This window comes from Ruminiclostridium papyrosolvens DSM 2782, from assembly GCF_029318685.1.
In the GTDB taxonomy this organism is placed as follows: Bacteria; Bacillota; Clostridia; order Acetivibrionales; family DSM-1351; genus Ruminiclostridium; species Ruminiclostridium papyrosolvens.
This window is the reverse complement of record NZ_CP119677.1, coordinates 4,913,707-4,933,163: the sequence shown is the minus strand read 5'-3', so window position 1 is coordinate 4,933,163 and position 19,457 is coordinate 4,913,707. Positions and strand designations below refer to the sequence as shown.

Here is a 19,457-nt window from a genome sequence, read left to right as displayed (position 1 = left end):
AATAACTTATTAACTGGAGGTAATCATGAAAATAGTTGTATTAGACGGATATACGTTGAATCCCGGAGATATGTCATGGGATGCAATGGGACAACTCGGGGAACTTGTAGTTTACGACAGGACTCCCGCTGACAAGGTAATTGAAAGAATTGATAACGCAGAGATAATTCTCACAAACAAGGTAATTCTAACAAAAGAGATATTGGATAAAATTCCGTCAGTTAAATATATTGGAGTAATGGCAACAGGATATAATGTAGTTGATACTGAATATGCAAAAGAACTTGGGATAATTGTCACAAATGTTCCTGCTTACAGTACGGATTCAGTAACTCAAATGGTATTTGCTTTTATATTGGAGTTCTGTCATCATGTAGGTGAACATACTAGGGTTGTACATGAAGGAAAGTGGACAAAAAACATTGATTTTTCATTCTGGGATTTTCCACTTATTGAATTAAAAAACAAGACCTTAGGAATAATAGGTTTTGGTGCCATTGGGCAAAAAGTAGCCAAAATTGCGGAGACCTTTGGTATGAAAGTATTATTTCACAGCAGAACTATAAAACCGGAACTTGAAACGTATACTGTAAAATCAGCTACACTGGAGAGGGTGTTTGCGGAGTCGGATTTTATAACATTGCACTGTCCTCTGACAGAACAGACAAGAGAATTAATAAATAAGGATACAATAGCTAAAATGAAGAATGGAGCTTTTCTTATAAATACATCAAGAGGTCCTGTAATAAATGAACAGGATGTGGCACATGCCTTAAATACCGGTAAACTGGCCGGTCTGGGAGCAGATGTTGTGTCTATAGAGCCTATACAAGCCGATAACCCATTGCTTAGTGCAAAAAATGCTGTAATAACACCTCACTTTGCATGGGCTACAGAGGAAGCCAGAGAAAGGCTTATGGATACATTAATTAAGAATATAGACTCTTTTATAAAGGGAACTCCGGTTAATGTCGTTAATAATCAATAATTATGATACTAAGATAGAAGGTGCCTGAATATGAGCCATATGAACAATATAAAAAAATATTATGAGGATAATTATAAAGAAGGATACCCCGATTACTACATACAAGGGTGGGAAAATAAGACTGCTCAGGAGATGAGGTTTAAAGAACTGGTTGGTCATATTAATCTTAATAACAAAAGAATTCTTGATGTGGGCTGTGGAACAGGAAACTTACTGGAGTACATTAATCAGAAATATACTGGATTTGATTATACGGGAGTCGATATTCTGCCTCACATGATAAAAATAGCAGAAGGTAAAAAGCTAAAAGGAAAGTTTATATGTATGGATTTGTTTAAGAACAATCCTTTTCCTAACAAATCATTTGATGCTATATTTTCATCAGGAATATTTAATCTCAATTTAGGTAACAACAAAGAATTCCTGCTGGATGCCTTGGAGGTTTTTCAGGATTTATCCTGCGGAGTAATATCATTTAATCTGCTTTGGGATAAGTCACCCGACAGGGAGGACAAATACTTTTACTTTGACCCGGATGAGGTAGAACAGCTATTAACAGAGAAGTACGGAATGAGTTGGACTGTAATAATTGCAAAGGGATATCTGAATAATGATTTTACGGTTCAATTAAAAAAGAAACAATGCTCCTGATAACCGGAGAAACAAAGAGTATTTTGAAAAATGACGGAGGAAACAATTTGTAAATTAAAATAAATCCTGCAAAAGGCTTATATAGGGAATAGAATTCACTTGAAAAAGCAATAATAAGGGTGATATACTAGCGTAGCTGTCACAGGCGATACACTGAAAAGTACGAAATACGTACAATGATTGTTCAGGAAATAATTTCTTGAAATCAAGTGTTGACAAAGGCTTGTCAGCGTGGTATTATAATAAAGCTGATTGCGTTAAAACAAACAGCAAAAACCTTACAAAGCAGTCGTAAGAAGGCTTTATGGACTTTGAAAAGTAAACAGTGATAAACATGTAAAGGAACTCGAAAAATTCCGAAATCGTAAAACGATTTCAAAATTGAGTAACTTGCGAACTTTACAACCTGGTTTTTGGAAACAAGAACTAGAAAATAAGTCAGCAAATTTTAATGAGCTAATTAAATTTTTCAAATATTAATTTGAGAGTTTGATCCTGGCTCAGGACGAACGCTGGCGGCGTGCCTAACACATGCAAGTCGAGCGGAGTTAATTGAAAGCTTGCTTTTGATTAACTTAGCGGCGGACGGGTGAGTAACGCGTGGGCAACCTGCCTGTTACAGGGGGATAACACAGGGAAACTTGTGCTAATACCGCATAACACAACGAGAAAGCATTTTCTTGTTGTCAAAGGAGCAATCCGGTAACAGATGGGCCCGCGTCCAATTAGCTAGTTGGTGATGTAACGGACCACCAAGGCGACGATTGGTAGCCGAACTGAGAGGTTGATCGGCCACATTGGGACTGAGACACGGCCCAGACTCCTACGGGAGGCAGCAGTGGGGAATATTGCACAATGGGGGAAACCCTGATGCAGCAACGCCGCGTGAAGGATGAAGGTTTTCGGATTGTAAACTTCTTTAGTCAGGGACGAATAAATGACGGTACCTGAAGAATAAGCCACGGCTAACTACGTGCCAGCAGCCGCGGTAATACGTAGGTGGCAAGCGTTGTCCGGAATTACTGGGTGTAAAGGGCGTGTAGGCGGGAATGTAAGTCAGATGTGAAATCCCAGAGCTTAACTCTGGAGCTGCATCTGAAACTATGTTTCTTGAGTGCCGGAGAGGAAAGCGGAATTCCTAGTGTAGCGGTGAAATGCGTAGATATTAGGAGGAACACCAGTGGCGAAGGCGGCTTTCTGGACGGTAACTGACGCTGAGGCGCGAAAGCGTGGGGAGCAAACAGGATTAGATACCCTGGTAGTCCACGCTGTAAACGATGGATACTAGGTGTAGGAGGTATCGACCCCTTCTGTGCCGGAGTTAACACAATAAGTATCCCACCTGGGGAGTACGGCCGCAAGGTTGAAACTCAAAGGAATTGACGGGGGCCCGCACAAGCAGTGGAGTATGTGGTTTAATTCGAAGCAACGCGAAGAACCTTACCAAGGCTTGACATAATAGTGAATACGGTAGAGATATCGTAGTCCTTCGGGACACTGTTACAGGTGGTGCATGGTTGTCGTCAGCTCGTGTCGTGAGATGTTGGGTTAAGTCCCGCAACGAGCGCAACCCCTGTTGCTAGTTGATAACATTAAGATGATCACTCTAGCGAGACTGCCGGTGATAAATCGGAGGAAGGTGGGGACGACGTCAAATCATCATGCCCCTTATGTCTTGGGCTACACACGTACTACAATGGCTATAACAGAGGGAAGCTAAGCTGCAAAGTGGAGCAAATCCCCAAAAATAGTCCCAGTTCAGATTGTGGGCTGCAACCCGCCCACATGAAGTCGGAATTGCTAGTAATGGCAGGTCAGCATACTGCCGTGAATACGTTCCCGGGCCTTGTACACACCGCCCGTCACACCATGAGAGTCTGCAACACCCGAAGTCGATAGTCTAACCGTAAGGAGGACGTCGCCGAAGGTGGGGCCGATGATTGGGGTGAAGTCGTAACAAGGTAGCCGTATCGGAAGGTGCGGCTGGATCACCTCCTTTCTAAGGAGACATGGTTCATGCAACTACGGTTGAGATGAATCAAATCTTTAGGTCGAAGATAAATGACAGAAAAGCTTGAGCGAAGCTCGCTTGACTGGTAATCATTATCTTAGAGTTTCTTTACAATCACTGTTTAGTTTTCAAAGCCCATGCGAATGGACTTTGATTTTTATGGGGGTATAGCTCAGCTGGGAGAGCACCTGCCTTGCAAGCAGGGGGTCATGAGTTCGATTCTCATTATCTCCACCATGGCTTTTAAAAAAGCCGAAAATACCAGTTGACATAACAATGAAAACTGGTATAATAGAAACTCCGCAGTCAGTGTGGAAACACAAACAACTGCGAGGTTTGTACCTTGAGAACTGAATAATGTTATTCAAAGAATGCGTTTCAAACAAGAGTTTGAAATACGTTTTAAGAAGATGAGAAGACAAGAGATATATATTAAATATGTATTTTCTGAAAAAGTAATAAGGGTAACATGTGAAGAAGGAGAAATCCTTTGAAACACGTAAAGCAGTTTACGTTGGAAACATGCAACTCTTAGGAAATTAACTCATTGATAGGTTAAGACAATCACTTTAAATCAATTACAATGTAATTGACATTGAGAATCTGATCAATCGAAGATATTCGATATATAAAAACTATAGATGCGAGTAATACAAGAAAGATGAGTGCCGAGGAGCGGAGCATACATAGGTATGTGAGCACCGCAGGACACGAAATCTGACGAAGTAGGACGACGCATGTAGAGTTTTTAGAGGTCAAGCTACTAAGAGCATAGGGTGAATGCCTTGGCACCAGAAGGCGATGAAGGACGTGACAAGCTGCGAAAAGCTACGGAGAGGCGCAAATAGCCATTGACCCGTGGATATCCGAATGGGGAAACCCGGCCGAGTTAAACACTCGGTCATCGTAACATGAATACATAGTGTTACGAAGGCAGACGTTGGGAACTGAAACATCTAAGTACCAACAGGAGTAGAAATCAAAAGAGATTCCGTAAGTAGTGGCGAGCGAAAGCGGAAGAGCCCAAACCAAAAGATAGCAATATCTTTCGGGGTTGTGGACTAGCATAATGATCCTTAAGACATAGCAGAATGAGCAGCTGGAAAGCTGAGACCATAGAGGGTAAAAGTCCCGTAAGCGAAATGTTAAGAGGCAGGCTAGAATCCAGAGTACCACGAGGCACGTGAAACCTCGTGGGAAGCAGGGTGGACCACCATCCAAGGCTAAATACTAACTGGTGACCGATAGTGAAGCAGTACCGTGAGGGAAAGGTGAAAAGAACCCCGGGAGGGGAGTGAAAGAGAACCTGAAACCCTATGTTTACAAGCAGTTGAAGAGCGTTAAGGCTCGACAGCGTACTTTTTGTAGAACGGTCCGGCGAGTTATTGTATGCAGCAAGGTTAAGTACTAAAGGTACGGAGCCGAAGGGAAACCGAGTGTTAAGAGCGCGTTAAGTTGCATGCTATAGACCCGAAACCGGGTGACCTACCCATGGACAGGTTGAAGCGGGAGTAAAATCTCGTGGAGGACCGAACCACATGACCGTTGAAAAGGTCTGGGATGAGCTGTGGGTGGCGGAGAAATTCCAATCGAACTCGGAGATAGCTGGTTCTCCCCGAAATAGCTTTAGGGCTAGCCTCAAGGGAAAATCATACGGAGGTAGAGCACTGAATGGGCTAGGGGCCTTACCGGGTTACCGAACCCTATCAAACTCCGAATGCCGTAATGATGTTACTTGGGAGTCAGACTATGAGAGATAAGTCCCATGGTCAAAAGGGAAACAGCCCAGACCATCAGCTAAGGTCCCAAAATCACAGTTAAGTGGAAAAGGATGTGGGCTTGCTAAGACAACTAGGATGTTGGCTTAGAAGCAGCCACTCATTCAAAGAGTGCGTAATAGCTCACTAGTCGAGTGAGCCTGCGCCGAAAATTACCGGGGCTAAACTGTGTACCGAAGCTATGGATCAGCGTGCATCCAATAGTATCGCCTAGCAAGTAAGATAGAGCTAGGTAATTTCACCAAATGTATCATATGAAAAATGATTCAAAACATTTGGTCAAATTATCTCATAGCTAAACTGTGTACTAGGAGATAGTATTGGATGCACGAGGGTGGTAGGGGAGCTTACTGTTGTAGGTTGAAGCAAGATCGAAAGGACTTGTGGACGAAGCAGTAGTGAGAATGCCGGAATAAGTAGCGAGAGTAAAGTGAGAATCTTTACCGTCGAAAACCTAAGGTTTCCTGGGGAAGGTTCGTCCGCCCAGGGTAAGTCTGGACCTAAGCTGAGGCCGAAAGGCGTAAGTGATGGACAACAGGTTGAAATTCCTGTACTACCGTTAATCGTTATGAGAGAGGTGGGGACGCAGGAGGATAAGTCAAGCGATCAGCTGGAAAAGATCGTGCAAGCGAGGTAGATAGTCCGGTAGGCAAATCCGCCGGATGTTTCGAAGACGTGATGCGGAGGGAAAACAAGTACCGAAGTGACAGATTCCACACTGACGAGAAAAACCACTATCCAGATTAAAGGTACCAGTACCGCAAACCGACACAGGTAGGTGAGGAGAGAATCCTAAGACGAGCGGGAGAAGCGTTGTTAAGGAACTCGGCAAATTGACCCCGTAAGTTAGCGAAAAGGGGTGCCTCAAGCAATTGAGGCCGCAGAGAATAGGCCCAAGCAACTGTTTATCAAAAACACAGGTCTCTGCTAAATCGAAAGATGAAGTATAGGGGCTGACGCCTGCCCGGTGCTGGAAGGTTACGGGAATTGCTTAGGGGAAACCCGAAGGCATGAACTTAAGCCCCAGTAAACGGCGGCCGTAACTATAACGGTCCTAAGGTAGCGAAATTCCTTGTCAGGTAAGTTCTGACCCGCACGAATGGCGTAATGACTTGGGCACTGTCTCAACAACGTACCCGGCGAAATTGTAGTACTTGTGAAGATGCAAGTTACCCGCGACTAGACGGAAAGACCCCATGGAGCTTCACTGTAGCTTGATATTGGGTTTCGGTATTTTTTGTACAGGATAGGTGGGAGACTGAGAACTGGTGGCGCCAGCCATCAAGGAGTCGACGTTGGGATACCACTCTAAAAGTACTGGAACTCTAACCTGAGACCATAAGCTGGTCTAGGGACACTGTCAGGTGGGCAGTTTGACTGGGGCGGTCGCCTCCCAAAGAGTAACGGAGGCGTCCAAAGGTTACCTCAGCGCGGTTGGAAATCGCGCAACGAGTGCAAAGGCATAAGGTAGCCTGACTGTGAGAGAAACACCTCGAGCAGGTACGAAAGTAGGGCTTAGTGATCCGGTGGTATGAAAGTGGAATTGCCATCGCTCAACGGATAAAAGCTACCCTGGGGATAACAGGCTTATCTCCCCCAAGAGTCCACATCGACGGGGAGGTTTGGCACCTCGATGTCGGCTCATCGCATCCTGGAGCTGTAGCAGGTTCCAAGGGTTTGGCTGTTCGCCAATTAAAGCGGTACGCGAGCTGGGTTCAGAACGTCGTGAGACAGTTCGGTCCCTATCTGTCGCGGGCGCAGGATATTTGAGAGGATCTGTCCTTAGTACGAGAGGACCGGGATGGACGAACCTCTAGTGCACCAGTTGTCATACCAATGGCACAGCTGGGTAGCCAAGTTCGGCAGGGATAAACGCTGAAGGCATCTAAGCGTGAAACCCACCTCAAGATGAGATATCCCACTAGCAATAGGTAAGACCCCATGTAGACTACATGGTTGATAGGTCAGGAGTGTAAGCATAGTAATGTGTTAAGCTGACTGATACTAATAGGTCGAGGGTTTGACCCAAAGAAAACAGGTATTCAAAAGTAGAAGGTCTTAACTAGACAATGAGAGCTTCACATCTTCTTAGAAGAATAACATTAATCAGTTCTGAAGGTACAAAGTACCTAATAATTTTCTGGTGGAAATGACGAGATGGCCACACCCGTTCCCATACCGAACACGGCAGTTAAGCATCTCAGTGCCGATAATACTTGGCTGGAAACGGCCCGGGAAAGTAGGTCTCCGCCAGATTTATATGAAAACCTCAAGCTTATAGCTTGAGGTTTTGTTATTATATTCGGAAAATAGATTTGGGCAATTTGTTAGGATAGTTGATTATAATTAATTAAAAATATATAATATAAGTCTGCTTAAAATTTACGAAAATGAGAGGGGTAATAACAATGTCAGCTGCAAACCATCCGGCCTATAAGGAAGAGCTTGAAAGGTGCAGATATACTCTGGACTATGTGGAGAAAAGCCTGAAAAAAGCTCTTGAAAAGAGAGAAAAGATTGGTAATGAACTTGAAAGTGTACAAAAGCATATGAGTGGTGACAGTAGTGCCGATTATACCAGTATAATGGTAAATACTATGCTGCATGATACTCTGGCTTTAAAGGTTAAAAATTTATATACTGCCAGAGGTAAGCCGTATTTTGCCAGGGTAGATTATAAGGAAAATGATTCTGATAGGACAGAAAAGCTGTATATAGGAAAAATGTCGCTATCCAGGGATGAAGACCAGGAAATAGTTATCGTAGACTGGAGGGCACCAATTGCAAACCTTTATTACGAGGGTAGACTTGGCCCGTCAAGCTATGAATGCCCGGATGGTATAATTAATGGAGAACTTCTTTTAAAAAGACAATTCTCAATTAATAATGGGAGTCTCGACGAAATTTTTGACATAGACATAACAACAAATGATGAATTTCTTCAAACATATCTTGGGGCAAATGCAGAAAACAGACTTAAAGAAATTGTATCAACAATTCAGGAGGAGCAGAACAAAATCGTAAGAGCTCCAATGTGGAAACCGCTGATTGTCCAAGGGGTAGCAGGTAGTGGTAAGACTACTATTGCACTTCATAGAATAGCATATCTTATATATACGTTTGAAAAAAGTTTTGATCCTGAGAATTTTATGATTATTGCTCCAAACAGACTTTTTCTAAACTATATTTCAGAGGTATTACCTGAACTTGGAGTTGATAGGGTTAAGCAAACAACTTTTGAGGAGTTTTCTATGGAGCTTATAGGGAAAAAGTTTAAGCTCAGAGATGCAAATGAAAAGTTAAATATGTTTGTTAATCATAATGTGACAGAGGAGCAGATTATGCATAATAATCTTGTAAGAGGTTCTTCAATTCTAAAAACCTCTATGGACTTCAAAGACATTATTGATGAATACTTAAAGGAGATTGAGCTATCTTTTATTCCTAAAAAGGATATTACTCTTGGTACTAAAGTTATTTTTTCCTATGAAGAATTAAATAATTTGTTTTTGACCCAATATGGCATGTGGCCTATTGCACAAAGGATGAATGAGATTAAGAAAAGTATTAAAACAAGGTTAAAAACAAGTAAGGACCAGTTTATTCAGCAGATACATGCTGAATGTGACAAAAAGGTAGCAAGGGCAAGGGCTGGTATTGCAGATGCGTCTGAAAGGCAAAGATGTATACTGGAAGCTTTTGAAAAAAGAGACCGTGTTTTAGAGAAGATTGAAAAAGCAGCAAAATCTTTAATCAAGGATTATGTAGCCAGTCTGCCAAAATTAAGTCCCTACCAATACTATGTTGATTTGATGAAAAATACAGAGGTTTTCAATAGGATTGTGGCCAAATACACTGACGAAGAGACATGTAAATTTATTAGAGAGTATACTCTTGATATATTAAATAGCGGTGGGATTGAGCAGGAGGATTTGGCACCTATAATATATCTAAAATATAAGGTTTACGGTATGGATGAGAAAATACCCGTCAGGCATATTGTAATTGATGAAGCTCAAGATTTCAGTGCGTTTCAGTTCTATGTTATGAAAAAAATTGTTAAGGACAGTTCTTTTACCATTCTCGGGGATTTATGTCAAGGGATTCATTTTTACAGAGGGGTGCGTAACTGGGACGAGGTTGTTAATAACGTTTTTGAGGGTAAAAAGTGCGAGTTTTTAACCTTGGAGCAAAGTTACAGAACTACTGTTGAAATTATGGAGGCTGCCAATAACGTTATGGAGAAACTGGATAATAAGGATTTGGTACGTGCCAAACCTGTTATCAGACATGGAGAACCCGTTGAATACATTCAGAAGAATGACATTTCTGATGTGGCCGCAGACATAGTTGAAAAGATTGAGCAGGCAAAAAAGCTAGGACATAAAACAATAGCGGTTATATGTAAAACCATGGAAGAGTGTAGTCAAATACTGCCTATGATAAAGAAGGCTGATAAAAATATAAGTATTATTACAGGAAATGAGAAGGAATATAAAAGCGGTATTGTAGTGGTTCCATCTTATTTGTCCAAGGGTCTGGAATTTGATGTGGTACTTATTTCAAATGCCAGCAGCGAATATTATACAAAAAGTGACCTTGATATTAAGCTGCTTTATGTAGCTATGACAAGGCCTTTGCACAAACTTTGTATTTATCATACAGGAGAAATTTCAAATCTGCTAAGATAATAATAAAAAAATGAACCCGGCTTGTTAAGTACTTTATATCACAAGCGAGGGTTCATTTTAATAGAAAGGTTTTTTTATGAGTTTTCGCTGACCTTACTGCTTCTGGCAGCTATTTTAGCTGCTCTGGCCTCTTTCTTTGACATCTTTGGGGCTTTTTTGGAACTACCTTTGTCTCCCATATAATTACTCCTTTCATATTAACTTATAATCATTATTGCCATTTATTCCATAGTAGATACAGTTATTACAATAAAAATTCTCCACTAGTATTAAGCCTGTATAGATGAATTTTCGTTTTTAGGAATAAATTCGCTTCCTTCATCATCAGCTAACCTAGCCTTCTTTCTACCTGATAGAAGCAACGATGCAACAAGGAATACAACCATTATAACTGTGATTATTAATATATTCTGGTTAAGGAAGCTGCTGTTGTTTCCTGAGATTGTTTCTTTAAGTGCATAAACTGAGTATGTCATAGGCATGAATGGGTTTATGGTTTTAAAGAAGCCCGGTATCAATTCATTGGGGAATGTACCACCGCTGGAAGTAAGCTGGAGTATAAGAAGAAGTATTGTAAAGAACTTACCTACATCTCCAAGATGTACTATCAGGAACTGAACTATTGATATAAAGCAAAGTGATACTAAAGTAATTACTAAAAAGAACATACCTGTATGCGTTGGCTTTAATTTCAGTTCATTAATAAGTACCAGTCCTAATCCAATTGCAGTTATGACACCTAGTGCAGGATATATCAGGAACTTAATATCCATATGCATGTTTTTAATAATCTTTTTCTTAAATCTGATCTGTGGGTTAAGATAAATCATAACGAACATAATCAGTGCTCCTACCCAGAGTGAGAGTGAAATAAAGTAGGGGGCAAATGCAGTTCCATAATCGCTTACGGGATCTACGGCTTTTTCATCTACCTTTACAGGGTCTGAAACATATTCAGCCAATCCGTCAAGTTTTGAAACCTTATCATTGGCTTCTTCCTCTTTGTCAACTATTTTTTTATACGCTTCTTCTACCTTGTCATCAAGTGTGCCTGCTCCGTCATGCAATTCTTTCTCACCGTCAAGGAATTTTTGCGCATTTGTATTAAGCTCGCTTGTGCCATTACTGGCTTTTTGTATACCGTTTTTAAGCTCAGAAGCACCTGCGCCTAACTTGTTTGCACCATCTGCAAGCTGTGCTGCGGCTGATGCTGCAACTGAAATGCTGCCGGAGGCCTTCTGGATTCCTGTATCAATTTGTGAATATCCTTTATTGAGCTGTGTTGCACCTGAGGATGCCTGTGCAATTCCCTGTGTCAACTGTGTGGTGCCGTTATTAAGTGAATCAATACCAGCGGAAATCTTTTCTCCACCGATAACAAGTGCGTTTGAACCGGCTGCAAGTTGTTGTGCTGCACTTGCTAACTGTGGAGCACCATCAACAAACTTTGAAACACCTTCATTTAGCTGTTTACTTCCTGCCGCTAATTGCTGAGAAGCCGTTGAAAGACCACCTGCACTTGTTTTAAGTGTATCCGAAGCCTTATTTAGCTGCTCAATGGAGCTTTGTGATTTCTGGGAAATAGCCAATATGCTTTGTATATTCTTGTCAGCCATTGCCTCAGGGTGTGCTTTAATGTATTCTGTAAGTGCATCGGCAACACTCTTATTTGTACTTGTCAGAGTCTTGACCCCATCTGTATATTGGGATACTCCTTTACTAAATTCTTCCATATTAGTTGAATATGCAGTTAAATTGTTGTAGAGCTGAGTGGACCCGCTTTTGAGCGGCTGCAGCTGTGTCCCAAGTGGAGCTACTCCCTGACCAAAGGTTGCAAGACCGGATGTATAATCCTTAAGTCCCTGATTGTAAGCGGATATACCTGCTTTTAATTCCGGGAGCTTGGTAGTTAGTTGGGATACTCCTGAGTTGAGTTGGAACAGGCCGGAATCAAGTGTAGCCAGTTTCTTATGGAATAAATTAGAACCATCACTTAATTGTTGTAATTGAGGTATACTTAAATGAAGTGCCTTTGCAAATTCATCCTGCTTTGAAGCAAGTGTATTGTTGCCTCCGGCTAGTGCATCTGCACCGTTGTTCAGTTTATCCATGCCGTTATTCAGCGTATTTAAACCGTCATTAAATTTCACTTGATTATTAATCAGCGTATTTAAACCGTCCTCTAGCTTGCTTGTGCCGTCAGTCTGCATTTTTTTAAGACCGTCACTAAGTTCTGTGAGCTGATCGGGCATTTTTTTGTTTTCATCGGATATATACTGAACCATTTCTTTTGTAACTTTTTGAGATACATTCATTTCAAGTTCTAGTATAGCCCTGTTTAGAATTTGTGAAGCAAGGTAGTTTCTTTTTTGTTGAGGCTGATATGAGATAACAGCCTGCTGCTTATCCTTTGTCTCAGCCGTTGCTATCTTTGCTGAAAAATTTTCTGGAATCTGGATCATTGCATAATATTTTCTATCCTTGAGTCCTTCTTGAGCTTCTGCCTTATTGGTAAAAATCCATTTTAGACTTTTATTGTCTTTAAGCTCATCTACAAATTCCTGACCGGCGTTTTTCTGTTGGTCGTTTATTGTAGCACCCTTGTCTTCATTAACTACCGCAACGGGAAGGTTTTCTAACTTGCTATACGGATCCCAGAAGGCATCAAGGAAGAAAAAGCTGTACATGATAGGGATGATAATAATTGCAAGTATTACTGCCAGACGCTTAATGTTTAAAAACTTGTCTTTCATGCATTCACTCTCCTTCAAATAATTTTTTGCTAACATTTTGAAAATTCTTGTTTCGATGAAAATGATGTAAACATAAATGAGTAAGCATTTATTCCTATTGGCTTCAATTTACTAAAGCATCGAAAACTATACCAAAGTTGCTGTTAAGTTTTGATAGAACAGTGAGAAATAATAATCTTTCATCATCCGAAAGCAACCCAAAAATTTTTTCAGCTACCTTGTGCCACAGATTATTAACGTTTCGGCAGACTTCGTTTCCACTGCCTGATAATGTAACAAAAACCTGTCGCCGGTCTTCTACGTCTCTTATTCGTTCAACAAAGCCCTTATCAATCAATCTGTCAATTGTTACTGTAGGCGTACCGCAACTGACTCCAAGGGTTTTGGCAATCTGAGACATACTCTTGGTTTCACCGCAGCCAATTACAACAATGGTTTTGATTTCAATTAGTGTAAGCTCATTCAGGTCTTTGTATAAATGCTTTTTGCTGCTTAATACCTCAAATCTGCCTAGCAATTCATAAAACAAACTCCCAATCTGGTGTAACTCGTTTTTGTTCTTTTCATCCAATATTTTCACTTCCTTATATTTTGAATTTCAAAATATCTTGCATACCAAATATATTACTTTCAAAGTTGATAGTAAATCCCCATTTATTATAATGAATTCCGGTTTATACAAAATACATTCCTCATGCTTAATATTTATACTTATATCATCGTTATTTATATTAAATAATCTTTGTGAAATATCACAAAAATTCAAAAGTAAAACAGTCTTCTATTGGTACATTTTGTTATCGACGAAATGACATTTTAGAATACTTAGAAAAGTAACGGTTTCAACAAATGGGAAGTTAGAACAAAAAAAGGCCTGACTTAGATAGAATATCTAAATCAGACCTTAGTAGTTACCCTGAAATGAAAATCAATTTATCTATGAAATATAAACCGTGTTGGAGGATTTTTCAAATCTGAAGACAAGGTTCAAGGATTTTGCCAGGGTTTCAAGATTTATATGGGGTATTTTGTTAATATAAATTCTTGTTTGATTAAGTTTCTGTTTCTGAGCGTCCGATATCTTTCCGGCAAGTAATACAATATCTTTTTCAGCAATGTACTGCTTTCCCTCTAAAGATATTATCTGGCCTTGACGGAATAAACTGTTTTTATATATTAACGCTGTTTTTTTATCACCGTTGAATTTTTTCTGTGTCATCAGCTGCTTGGCAATTCTGACGGGGATAAGCTTATTTTCATTCCAAATAGTGTTGTAATATGACCATTCTACAGGCTTTGAAAGACCTCTTTTTCCTCCTATCTCAAGGGTAAAGGAAGGAATTTTTAGCTTTTGAACGCACCAATCTTTAAAACCTGAAGTGGACGATTTGTAGTTGGAGGGGCTTACCAAACTGTAACCTGTTGTGGCCTTTAGCATATTTGCATAAGCCAGATCCCTTGTTCTGTCTGCTCCTTCTTGCCCAAAATACCAGTATATTATGTTTCCTGCTGCATGATATGCAAGTGTCAGGTCAAATTCTATATTGAGGCATAAATCTCTAACTGCCTGAGTTTCAGGCTCAGAGAAGGCTTTAGGTCCTGTAGAGTATGTAGAGTTAATTTTTTTAAACCACAGTGCATCATAATTATGATTAAGGTCTACCTTATTAGCGTTAAAGTAATAGGATGGAGAACCATTAACGCATATCTGTACTCCATCGGGATTTACCAAGGGCATAAAATAAAAGGTTACTTGGGTATCAAGCAGATTCCTGACTTTTTGGCCGTCTATAGTTCCATTGGCGACATATGCCTCCAATAAATTTTGTATCTGGTTAAGTGTAAGTATTGTACCTATGTATTCTCTGGGATGATGGGCTGCATTTATAAAAATCTTTTTTGAGCCATTTCCTATTTTTAGTACTTGTAAATCTCTCTTTAGTACACTTTTTCCTGCTGAAAAGAGATATGTTATACTGCTGTAATTTTTGTTAAATTCTTTAAGCCGTTTCTGTGTTTCCGTATAAACATCCTTACTTTTATATATTTGTTCGAGAGTTTTTGAATATGTAACTTTTGAAGCTTGTACTGAAAAGGTACTCAAGGATGTTAATGTGTAGATTATTGCAAGTATAAATACTTTTATTCTTTTAGACATGAAAACCTCCATTAGACGACATAATACTACAATAACTATTATTTTATAGTATATTTATTGTTTTGACCAGAAGTTAAAAAATAAAAGAACCGATAAGTTCTATCGGTTCTTTTATTTATAATGTAAATTATTATTTTTTTCCCAGTAGATATGTTATAAAATGTTGAGCTGTTCTTCCGGAAAGACCACCATTACGAAGCTCCCATCGGTTTGCTTCCAGATAAAGTTCTTCTTCAGGAAGATTAATATTGTATTTATCTGCAAGTACCTTAACAATCTGTTGGAATTCTTTTCTGTTGGGAGCTATATACAGAATCGGTAAGCCAAATCTTGATGAGAGCGAAAGCTTTTCCTGAACCGTATCGTTGGTATGAAGGTCATCATCCCTGTCGTTCTTGTCACTCCACTTTTCACGGATAATATGCCTTCTGTTAGAAGTAGCATAAATGAGTACATTTTCAGGTTTTGCCTCAAGGCCCCCTTCTATAATTGCCTTCAAATATTTATAATCTGTTTCAAATTCTTCAAAGGACAAATCATCCATATAGATGATAAATTTATATTTTCGGTCTTTTATTTTTTCTATAATAAGGGGCAAATCCCTCATTTGATGTTTATATATCTCTATCATCCGGAGACCATTTTTAAAGTACTCGTTTAGAATAGCTTTAATACTTGATGATTTACCTGTGCCGCTGTCACCATACAAAAGTACGTTATTGGCTTTGCGTCCATGTACAAAAGCTTCTGTGTTTTTAATAAGCTCATTCTTTTGAAGTTGGTAGCCAACAAGGTCATTAAGATGTATTTGCTCTGTATTTGTAATAGGTTTAAGTTCAATAGTTTTATCACAGTGTATAACACTGAAGGCTTTGTTTAATCCCAAGTTCCCCACACCAAAATTTTTGTAAAAGTCGGTTATTATTTCAAAAAAGGCATGCTCATTCTCACATGATGCCAGATTATTTACGAGTTCTTTAAAACAGGGCAGACTATTATTTTTATCTGTATCTGATGGGATAAAAGCTTTAATGATGTTCAAAGACTGGGTTTGCAGGACATCGTCAATTAAGGATAAATCAAAGTCATATAAATTTTTTATTATAATAAAATCATTCAATGCCAGTTCGTTTATTGTACCCCTTGGCTTTTCAGATACTTCACATGACCGTGAAAAGGCATTTTCATTGGTAATTAGAACATAAGTAAGGTAACAATGAAACAAATTACCGCTAAACCCATGTTCAACTGAAAATTCAATTAATTTATGCAAACCCTCGTATAGTCTTGACTTTACATTTTCTTTTGAATAAGCTTTGCTCTGATAATTGTTTATAACCCACGAAAGGTCTTCAAAAATATCAGGCTGGTAAAAATACTTATACAGGATTAATTCGTTTGTGTTTATATACATAAGTGCAGTTCCTTTGCTAGTTATGTTTTATTACTGTTATAGCACTGACTATAGGGTATGTCAATAAAAAAGCAGTTAATTGAACAATTATATAGCTATGATATTTTTTTTGAAATTAAAACATAACCGCTTAGGATAATTTGTAGTATTCCGGCGACAAAAAACTCAACAGAAGGCAAGTACCATTCTCCCAGAATTATCACCTGAGCAATTACACATATTAATAGAAGAAATCCAACTAAAGCTGATGACAGCCAGGATTTATTAGGACTGTTTTTAAGACACATGATTGAGGAAAAAATGTTTCCTGCTCCAAACACAAGAATTGCAATTATACCCGGCTGAACCCAACTATTAAAAGGCAGTTTACAAAGCCACTCAGTAGGATATTCAGAGAATATCCCACTATTGGATTGTAGCATTTGTATTCCAATGAAAATAGCCGCTATAGCTAAAAATAAATCATATAGGCCCAATATAACAGTACTTTTTTTATTCAATATAACTCATCTCCTTAAACAACTAATACTTACTGAGTACTTTTGATGCCTCAATGCTGTCCAATGTAAAGCCGTATAGTTTGTTTCGGGCAGAAAGCTGATGTTTTTTCTTTTGTACCAGATCACTAAAGCTAATTTCTGTTTTTTGTTGAGGTGTCAAATCCTGTAGTTTTTCCAGTTGTGGAGCAGCTGTATAAGATAAATGATTCAAATAAAGTACTACTGATGGTTCGTCAGGATTTTTAAGATAGCTGTCTACATTGTATTGTGCAATAATTTTTTCAATGTTAGTAAGGCTTAATATACAAACACTTACGATTACAGTCATTCCTATCCATTTTGTAACATCCAACTTGATTTTAAAGCACTTTATTATCATCCATAGCAAACAAAAGCCAATTACTGCCATAAGCCAAAGTGTCAGTACACGTTTGATACTCAGGCCATAAGCACTTATATAAATGAACATTCTCTTAACTGCAGATATAAGTAATACGCCATCACCTGCACACAGAATCACTGTTCCGAGGCTTACCCATATAGAAAGTTTCTCATTTTTTTTCTTAGTCATAACGATGACGAAAAGTGCAATGGCGAATATTATTGCTGATGCAGTACATAATTCAAAGAAGCCCCGTCTTGCATATTCTGCATAGCTTATTCCTGAGGTCTTTATATTGTCTAAGCCCCCGAAGAGATACATAAACTGAAAGCCTACAAATGCTATTAAGAATATATTTATGATGGTTAAGAAAGTACCGGTAATAACAGGTTCTATACAGCTACCCAAGTTTTTTACGGGCTTTTCCGTATGCTTTTCATATTTTAAGCCAAGGAGTGCAGCTCCAAGAAATATACCTGCCGGAATTCCCAAGAATAATTCTGTAGCCATCCTGTTAATGTCTAAACCTATAAAATTCTTAAATGATTTTACTGAAGCAGCGAATACCGCATCTGCCTGAACAAATAAGCTCATAAGTATTGCTGTAACAGGGATAGCCACAGCGATGCCTATTGCTGCGTACAAAATGTTTTTAGTAGTGGCGGATTTCTTGTTTTTGAGGGTTCTAAAAGAGTGAAAGGGCATTGGAATGTTTGTAAAAGGCTTTGCAAATAGGTTTGAAATAACTTTGACAAATGTATCCGGTGAAAATAAGCTGTTTATCTGAAAATTGCCAAGAAGAATAAGCTGCACACATATAATTCCTATTAACGTAAGCCAGGTAATCCATCTGGTACTTGGATTGTAGTGAGTAAAGAAGCTTACTGCCATTAGCATTGCCGGTATGGTCAAAATTACGGCTGTTTTATTAAGAGGCGCAGCATTGTCTCTGAAAAAGTAATAAATGCTGCAATAAAACGCTGCAAGATATATTGGAGCAGCTATCCCCGGAGATTGGAAAAAAATCGTTTCTAAAAACAGGATTGATAATAAAATACTCAAAATTGATATTGTCAATCCTTTGGAAGAGCTAACACGTGATTTGAATTCATGATATTCGGGTCTTTTATTTCTTGGAACATAACTTGCGTAATAAGGTGGTGGTAATGGAGAGGCTGAAGCTCCTGATATTTGATTTTTATTTTCCATTTTAAGACTCCTTTCGTTAATAAAAAATATATTTATTCGTCTTTTTGGGCGGTTTTTTCATCGGTTGGTACGTATTCAAGGATATCACCGGGCTGACAGTTTAACGCCTTACATATTTCCTCAAGAGTTGAAAATCTAATGGCCTTGGCCTTGTTGGTTTTTAATATTGATAGGTTGGCTGTGGTTATACCTATTTTTTCAGCTAGTTCTGTTGAACTCATTTTTCTCTTTGCTAGCATTACATCAACATTTACTATAATCGGCATAGTGGTTCTCCTTGTCTATATTGTCAAGTCGTTTTCTTGCTTATAATTAACTGCCTGATAGAACAACTCAGCAATTATAAATATGCAGGCAGCTAAAAATAAAAAGGTCAGTCCTACAAGAACAACAAACACCGACGGGATAAAGAATATGCCAATTATATATGCAAATGCTATAGGCAAACACAGGTAGGAGATGTATTTGATTCTATTTGCCGTATCAAATGTAAAGGGGCTTTTTGAATTAATATTATGCAAAACTTTTTTTGCTTGCATTAATATTGTAAAAGCACATACACCGGATATTACTAAAAGTACTATCATGGAATTGTATATTCTAGGTTCTACTGTTGTATTTTTTAAAAGAAGGTAATAGTTTAGTGTCCATGGCAAGGTGATAATTAATATAACGCCAAAAATCTGAAACACTGTGCAGAGCACTTCCATAAGCTGACTTATACCTCTTTTTCCAAGTATCTGATAACCCATAAATAATTCACACCTTTTTTATTTAATATATTTATTTTACCGCTATCCAAATGTAATATACATCTATTATTATTGTTTGTCAATAAAAAAGTATTAAATAATGATAAATACTTTTCGATATTCAGTATTATTTTGAAATAAAAAACAACCCGTGGAAATAAATCTTATTT

General features: G+C 38.8%; 11 protein-coding genes, 1 tRNA gene and 3 rRNA genes. 7 read left to right on the top strand and 8 right to left on the bottom strand.

All coding sequences use genetic code 11. From position 1 onward, the window contains the following. The first annotated feature begins 25 nt into the window (after window positions 1-25). The 7 genes from P0092_RS21615 to helD all read left to right on the top strand — a co-directional run bounded on the left by P0092_RS21615 (window position 26) and on the right by helD (window position 10,119). The gene (locus tag P0092_RS21615) at window positions 26-988 is read left to right on the top strand and encodes a D-2-hydroxyacid dehydrogenase (RefSeq protein ID WP_004620879.1); all 963 of its coding nucleotides are present in this window, start codon (window positions 26-28) and stop codon (window positions 986-988) included. Between the two features lie 30 nt (window positions 989-1,018). Then, window positions 1,019-1,639: a class I SAM-dependent methyltransferase gene (locus P0092_RS21610; RefSeq protein WP_004620877.1), complete on the top strand. Its 621-nt coding sequence runs from the start codon at window positions 1,019-1,021 to the stop codon at window positions 1,637-1,639. Between the two features lie 477 nt (window positions 1,640-2,116). Further along, window positions 2,117-3,638, top strand: a 16S ribosomal RNA gene (locus P0092_RS21605). Between the two features lie 173 nt (window positions 3,639-3,811). After that, window positions 3,812-3,887: transfer RNA gene (locus tag P0092_RS21600), tRNA-Ala, on the top strand. A gap of 516 nt (window positions 3,888-4,403) precedes the next feature. Beyond that, window positions 4,404-7,456 (top strand): 23S ribosomal RNA (locus tag P0092_RS21595). Window positions 7,457-7,567: 111 nt separating this feature from the next. Then, window positions 7,568-7,684 (top strand): 5S ribosomal RNA (gene rrf / locus P0092_RS21590). Together the 16S, 23S and 5S rRNA genes with 1 tRNA gene alongside form the textbook arrangement of a ribosomal RNA operon. 152 nt (window positions 7,685-7,836) lie before the next feature. Beyond that, complete coding sequence (helD, locus tag P0092_RS21585) at window positions 7,837-10,119, top strand: RNA polymerase recycling motor HelD (RefSeq protein ID WP_004618210.1); 2,283 nt, start codon at window positions 7,837-7,839, stop codon at window positions 10,117-10,119. Window positions 10,120-10,388: 269 nt separating this feature from the next. On the opposite strand, the gene P0092_RS21580 is transcribed toward helD, so the two are convergent. The 8 genes from P0092_RS21580 to P0092_RS21545 form a co-directional block, all read right to left on the bottom strand. Next, window positions 10,389-12,872 (bottom strand): YhgE/Pip domain-containing protein, encoded by a 2,484-nt coding sequence (locus P0092_RS21580; RefSeq protein WP_004618214.1) that lies wholly within the window; start codon window positions 12,870-12,872, stop codon window positions 10,389-10,391. A gap of 103 nt (window positions 12,873-12,975) precedes the next feature. After that, window positions 12,976-13,443 carry a MarR family winged helix-turn-helix transcriptional regulator gene (locus P0092_RS21575; RefSeq protein ID WP_004618216.1) on the bottom strand — a complete coding sequence of 156 codons (468 nt, stop codon included), beginning with the start codon at window positions 13,441-13,443 and terminating at the stop codon, window positions 12,976-12,978. 366 nt (window positions 13,444-13,809) lie between these two features. Then, window positions 13,810-15,030 (bottom strand): M14 family zinc carboxypeptidase, encoded by a 1,221-nt coding sequence (locus P0092_RS21570; protein WP_004618217.1) that lies wholly within the window; start codon window positions 15,028-15,030, stop codon window positions 13,810-13,812. Window positions 15,031-15,160: 130 nt separating this feature from the next. Further along, the gene (locus P0092_RS21565) at window positions 15,161-16,444 is read right to left on the bottom strand and encodes an ATP-binding protein (protein WP_004618219.1); all 1,284 of its coding nucleotides are present in this window, start codon (window positions 16,442-16,444) and stop codon (window positions 15,161-15,163) included. 95 nt (window positions 16,445-16,539) lie between these two features. Then, entirely contained in the window at window positions 16,540-16,944 is a 405-nt protein-coding gene (locus tag P0092_RS21560; RefSeq protein WP_004618221.1) for a hypothetical protein, read from the bottom strand. A gap of 22 nt (window positions 16,945-16,966) precedes the next feature. Beyond that, entirely contained in the window at window positions 16,967-18,535 is a 1,569-nt protein-coding gene (locus P0092_RS21555) for a DUF4153 domain-containing protein (RefSeq protein ID WP_004618223.1), read from the bottom strand. 32 nt (window positions 18,536-18,567) lie between these two features. Continuing rightward, window positions 18,568-18,801 carry a helix-turn-helix domain-containing protein gene (locus P0092_RS21550; RefSeq protein ID WP_004618224.1) on the bottom strand — a complete coding sequence of 78 codons (234 nt, stop codon included), beginning with the start codon at window positions 18,799-18,801 and terminating at the stop codon, window positions 18,568-18,570. A 15-nt stretch (window positions 18,802-18,816) separates the two neighbouring features. After that, window positions 18,817-19,287, bottom strand: a complete 471-nt coding sequence (locus P0092_RS21545; protein WP_004618225.1) for a DUF2975 domain-containing protein — start codon at window positions 19,285-19,287, stop codon at window positions 18,817-18,819. Window positions 19,288-19,457 lie beyond the last annotated feature (170 nt).

Excerpts from the sequence above, each read along its gene's own strand:
- P0092_RS21615 (WP_004620879.1), top strand. The coding sequence starts at position 26 with ATGAAAATAGTTGTATTAGACGGATATACGTTGAATCCCGGAGATATG.
- P0092_RS21610 (WP_004620877.1), top strand. The coding sequence starts at position 1,019 with ATGAGCCATATGAACAATATAAAAAAATATTATGAGGATAATTATAAA.
- helD (WP_004618210.1), top strand. The coding sequence starts at position 7,837 with ATGTCAGCTGCAAACCATCCGGCCTATAAGGAAGAGCTTGAAAGGTGC.
- P0092_RS21580 (WP_004618214.1), bottom strand. The coding sequence starts at position 12,872 with ATGAAAGACAAGTTTTTAAACATTAAGCGTCTGGCAGTAATACTTGCA.
- P0092_RS21570 (WP_004618217.1), bottom strand. The coding sequence starts at position 15,030 with ATGTCTAAAAGAATAAAAGTATTTATACTTGCAATAATCTACACATTA.
- P0092_RS21565 (WP_004618219.1), bottom strand. The coding sequence starts at position 16,444 with ATGTATATAAACACAAACGAATTAATCCTGTATAAGTATTTTTACCAG.
- P0092_RS21555 (WP_004618223.1), bottom strand. The coding sequence starts at position 18,535 with ATGGAAAATAAAAATCAAATATCAGGAGCTTCAGCCTCTCCATTACCA.
- P0092_RS21550 (WP_004618224.1), bottom strand. The coding sequence starts at position 18,801 with ATGCCGATTATAGTAAATGTTGATGTAATGCTAGCAAAGAGAAAAATG.
- P0092_RS21545 (WP_004618225.1), bottom strand. The coding sequence starts at position 19,287 with ATGGGTTATCAGATACTTGGAAAAAGAGGTATAAGTCAGCTTATGGAA.